The organism is Streptomyces sp. NPDC001941, assembly GCF_040296945.1.
Classification (GTDB): domain Bacteria; phylum Actinomycetota; class Actinomycetes; order Streptomycetales; family Streptomycetaceae; genus Streptomyces.
In genome coordinates, this window is record NZ_JBEOYE010000242.1 from 1 (window position 1) to 2,029 (window position 2,029).

General features: G+C 67.5%; 2 protein-coding genes and 1 pseudogene. All 3 read right to left on the minus strand.

Going from position 1 to position 2,029, the window contains the following annotated elements; genetic code table 11:
- Positions 1-91: 91 nt before the first annotated feature.
- Positions 92-361 (minus strand): hypothetical protein, encoded by a 270-nt coding sequence (locus ABT160_RS46865; RefSeq protein ID WP_351656516.1) that lies wholly within the window; start codon positions 359-361, stop codon positions 92-94.
- 131 nt (positions 362-492) lie between these two features.
- Positions 493-645 (minus strand): annotated as a pseudogene (locus tag ABT160_RS46870) (IS110 family transposase); the annotation flags it as partial.
- Between the two features lie 807 nt (positions 646-1,452).
- On the minus strand, positions 1,453-2,029 hold a 577-nt coding region (locus ABT160_RS46875), incomplete at its 5' end, for a transposase family protein (protein ID WP_351656519.1).

Consider the following 2,029-nt stretch of genomic DNA (forward strand, 5'->3'; position numbering starts at 1 on the left):
ACGATGCCCTCTCATGTCGCCGAGACAACAGCGCCGGCCGCACCGTCTCGCAGACCCTACGTCGAACAGGACGCCGATAACGGGACAGCCCTTAGGGCCCCGACCCGCGGGGCGGCACATGCGTGAACTCCTGGCCCAGTTCGACAAACGGCGGGCCGCTGGCCGCGAGGAGGCGGCCCGCCTGCGCGAGCAGATCGCCCGGCTCGGTGAGCAACTTGCCGCGGTGGAGCTCCGGCTGGAGCGGCTGGAGGTCACCCGGGAGACCGTCTTGGGGATCGCCGAGGACAGCGATTGCGGCGGCATGGAGCCGCTGCCGTCCGCATACCGGCAGATCCTCGCCGTGTTCGAGGACGACGAGCACGGCCTACGGGCCAAGGACCAAGCTCAAATGCCTCGTCAGCCGCCACATCCTCACCGAGCCCGAACCCGGCCTGTTCACCATGCCCCGCCCGGCAAAGTGAACCCGCGCGAAGGCTCACAGAACACCCACTGCAGCTTGCCGAAGACCTCGCGGAGTCTGGGCTCGCCGTTGGGCAACCGCTTGTCGAAGGCCTTCGTCCCGGCCGGGGTGACGGCGGTGGCGTGGTGTTCGCCCTTGCCGACGTCCAGGCGGAGGAAGAGATTGATGTTGCTGATGTCGATCATGTGCACGCTCCGGTCGCACTCACCCGGCCTGCCACGGCACTGATCGCCACATCCACATCACAAAGAGCCTCCCGGCCGGGGGTAGGCCGGTGGTCATGCCCCTCATCAGCGGTCTGTCAGTGCCTTCGGAGCTCGTGACACCATCCCCCGGGCCATCCACTCGACAAGGGGAGGTAGTCATGCCGACTCCGAAGGCCGGTAACCCCAATGCGGGGGCTACGAAAACGGTGATGGGGCAGAGCCAGCTGATTTATCGGGAACACGGGAACACGGGGAACCGCGCAGCTTAGGGCAGCCTTGGGGTGTTCCCATTGGAGCTATTTAAGGGTCTTTTCCTGTCCCAGAAACGCGGAGCGAGCCGGATCCTTCAAGTAGACCAGGCTGCGCTGGGTCCCAGGCGCTCCGTACGGTGAGCCTGCGGAAGACGCCCGCAGTTGACCCCCGGCTGGGCCGGGAGGGGACCGGGAGAGCGCCTGCGGTTGTATGCTCCCTGTGGTAAGAGCGCGGCCCGCCACCTCTCATTAGAACATCCGCGCCGGACACCCTAAGGATGTCCTCGTCGGCTCTGCCCGGCGGACCCTGCTCGATGACTGTGACCGCAGTACCTCGCGATGAGAGGCACTCGCCACCGTCATGCCATTCGGCACCAATAACTCCGAGGTCACCTTCGGTGAGCCCATCGGCGTCATGGATGCGGTTCTCGTACAGGGGCATACGGTCCGGCTCGCCGTACGGCGCGGCTGAAAGCAGACGGCGTATCCGCACCCCGTCCATCTGAGGCTGTGTGCCACGATCCACTGAGCGTTTTCAGTTGTAGCTCTCAAGGGTGAGGACGGCGCGGGCTGCGGTGGTGAGCCAGGTGGGGCTGCAGCGTGCCTTGCGGAAGATGCGCCAGGTCTTGAGGCGGGCCATGCCGCGTTCGACGGGGTAGCGGAGCCGGGCATGGGCCTTGTTCAGCGACCGCTGGCGGAGGGTGAGTTCTTGTCGCGGACGGCGCCGGTGCGGGACGGCGAAGTTCCCGCCGGCGCCGAGGTAGCCCAGATCGGCCAGGACCGGGATGCCGAGCCGGACACACGTGTTGATGATGTGGTGTCGCCGGGCCGCTGTGAGGTCGTGGGTTCGGCCCGGCAGGACCCGGGAGATCCACACGATTCGGCCGGCGGGGTCGGTGACGACCTGGAGATTCACGCCGTGGCGGCGGTGCCTTCCGGAGTAGTCGGCCCGTGTGTCGCCGACCCGGTCGCACTCGGCCAGGGTGCCGTCCACCAGCACGTACTTCGCCACTGCCGTGGCTTCGCGCAGGGCCCGCGTCAGTCCCGGAGCCCGGCGGGCCAGCAGCGCGACGACGGATCGGACGTAGGCGTGCGCGGTCCCGACGCTGATG